The 2,604-nt window shown below is 52.2% G+C and carries 1 rRNA gene; it reads left to right on the forward strand.

From position 1 onward, the window contains the following. Positions 1-2,583 (forward strand): 23S ribosomal RNA (locus tag ACIPZB_RS27165); the annotation flags it as partial. Between the last annotated feature and the right edge of the window lie 21 nt (positions 2,584-2,604).

Genomic DNA, 2,604 nt, shown 5'->3' on the forward strand with positions numbered 1-2,604 from the left:
GGCCATAGTGGGTGATAGCCCCGTACACGAAAATCTCTTATCAATGAAATCGAGTAGGACGGAGCACGAGAAACTTTGTCTGAATATGGGGGGACCATCCTCCAAGGCTAAATACTACTGACTGACCGATAGTGAACCAGTACCGTGAGGGAAAGGCGAAAAGAACCCCGGAGAGGGGAGTGAAATAGATCCTGAAACCGTATGCGTACAAGCAGTGGGAGCCTACTTTGTTAGGTGACTGCGTACCTTTTGTATAATGGGTCAGCGACTTATATTCAGTGGCGAGCTTAACCGAATAGGGGAGGCGTAGCGAAAGCGAGTCTTAATAGGGCGTTTAGTCGCTGGGTATAGACCCGAAACCGGGCGATCTATCCATGGGCAGGTTGAAGGTTAGGTAACACTGACTGGAGGACCGAACCGACTACCGTTGAAAAGTTAGCGGATGACCTGTGGATCGGAGTGAAAGGCTAATCAAGCTCGGAGATAGCTGGTTCTCCTCGAAAGCTATTTAGGTAGCGCCTCATGTATCACTGTAGGGGGTAGAGCACTGTTTCGGCTAGGGGGTCATCCCGACTTACCAAACCGATGCAAACTCCGAATACCTACAAGTGCCGAGCATGGGAGACACACGGCGGGTGCTAACGTCCGTCGTGAAAAGGGAAACAACCCAGACCGTCAGCTAAGGTCCCAAAGTCATGGTTAAGTGGGAAACGATGTGGGAAGGCTTAGACAGCTAGGAGGTTGGCTTAGAAGCAGCCACCCTTTAAAGAAAGCGTAATAGCTCACTAGTCGAGTCGGCCTGCGCGGAAGATGTAACGGGGCTCAAACCATGCACCGAAGCTACGGGTATCACCTTTGGTGATGCGGTAGAGGAGCGTTCTGTAAGCCTGTGAAGGTGAGTTGAGAAGCTTGCTGGAGGTATCAGAAGTGCGAATGCTGACATGAGTAACGACAATGCGAGTGAAAAACTCGCACGCCGAAAGACCAAGGTTTCCTGCGCAACGTTAATCGACGCAGGGTTAGTCGGTCCCTAAGGCGAGGCTGAAAAGCGTAGTCGATGGAAAACAGGTTAATATTCCTGTACTTCCAGTTATTGCGATGGAGGGACGGAGAAGGCTAGGCCAGCTTGGCGTTGGTTGTCCAAGTTTAAGGTGGTAGGCTGAGATCTTAGGCAAATCCGGGATCTCAAGGCCGAGAGCTGATGACGAGTTGCCATTAGGCGACGAAGTGGTTGATGCCATGCTTCCAAGAAAAGCTCCTAAGCTTCAGATAACTGGGAACCGTACCCCAAACCGACACAGGTGGTTAGGTAGAGAATACCAAGGCGCTTGAGAGAACTCGGGTGAAGGAACTAGGCAAAATGGCACCGTAACTTCGGGAGAAGGTGCGCCGGTGAGGGTGAAGCACTTGCTGCGTAAGCCCACGCCGGTCGAAGATACCAGGCCGCTGCGACTGTTTATTAAAAACACAGCACTCTGCAAACACGAAAGTGGACGTATAGGGTGTGACGCCTGCCCGGTGCCGGAAGGTTAATTGATGGGGTTAGCGCAAGCGAAGCTCTTGATCGAAGCCCCGGTAAACGGCGGCCGTAACTATAACGGTCCTAAGGTAGCGAAATTCCTTGTCGGGTAAGTTCCGACCTGCACGAATGGCGTAACGATGGCGGCGCTGTCTCCACCCGAGACTCAGTGAAATTGAAATCGCTGTGAAGATGCAGTGTATCCGCGGCTAGACGGAAAGACCCCGTGAACCTTTACTATAGCTTTGCACTGGACTTTGAATTTGCTTGTGTAGGATAGGTGGGAGGCTTTGAAGTGGGGACGCCAGTTCTCATGGAGCCATCCTTGAAATACCACCCTGGCAACTTTGAGGTTCTAACTCAGGTCCGTTATCCGGATCGAGGACAGTGTATGGTGGGTAGTTTGACTGGGGCGGTCTCCTCCCAAAGAGTAACGGAGGAGTACGAAGGTGCGCTCAGACCGGTCGGAAATCGGTCGTAGAGTATAAAGGCAAAAGCGCGCTTGACTGCGAGACAAACACGTCGAGCAGGTACGAAAGTAGGTCTTAGTGATCCGGTGGTTCTGTATGGAAGGGCCATCGCTCAACGGATAAAAGGTACTCCGGGGATAACAGGCTGATACCGCCCAAGAGTTCATATCGACGGCGGTGTTTGGCACCTCGATGTCGGCTCATCACATCCTGGGGCTGAAGCCGGTCCCAAGGGTATGGCTGTTCGCCATTTAAAGTGGTACGCGAGCTGGGTTTAGAACGTCGTGAGACAGTTCGGTCCCTATCTGCCGTGGACGTTTGAGATTTGAGAGGGGCTGCTCCTAGTACGAGAGGACCGGAGTGGACGAACCTCTGGTGTTCCGGTTGTCACGCCAGTGGCATTGCCGGGTAGCTATGTTCGGAAGAGATAACCGCTGAAAGCATCTAAGCGGGAAACTTGCCTCAAGATGAGATCTCACTGGGATCTTGAATCCCCTAAAGGGCCGTCGAAGACTACGACGTTGATAGGTTGGGTGTGTAAGCGCTGTGAGGCGTTGAGCTAACCAATACTAATTGCCCGTGAGGCTTGACCATATAACACCCAAGCAATTTGCT

Source organism: Pseudomonas sp. NPDC089396 (assembly GCF_044749545.1).
Lineage (GTDB): Bacteria > Pseudomonadota > Gammaproteobacteria > Pseudomonadales > Pseudomonadaceae > Aquipseudomonas.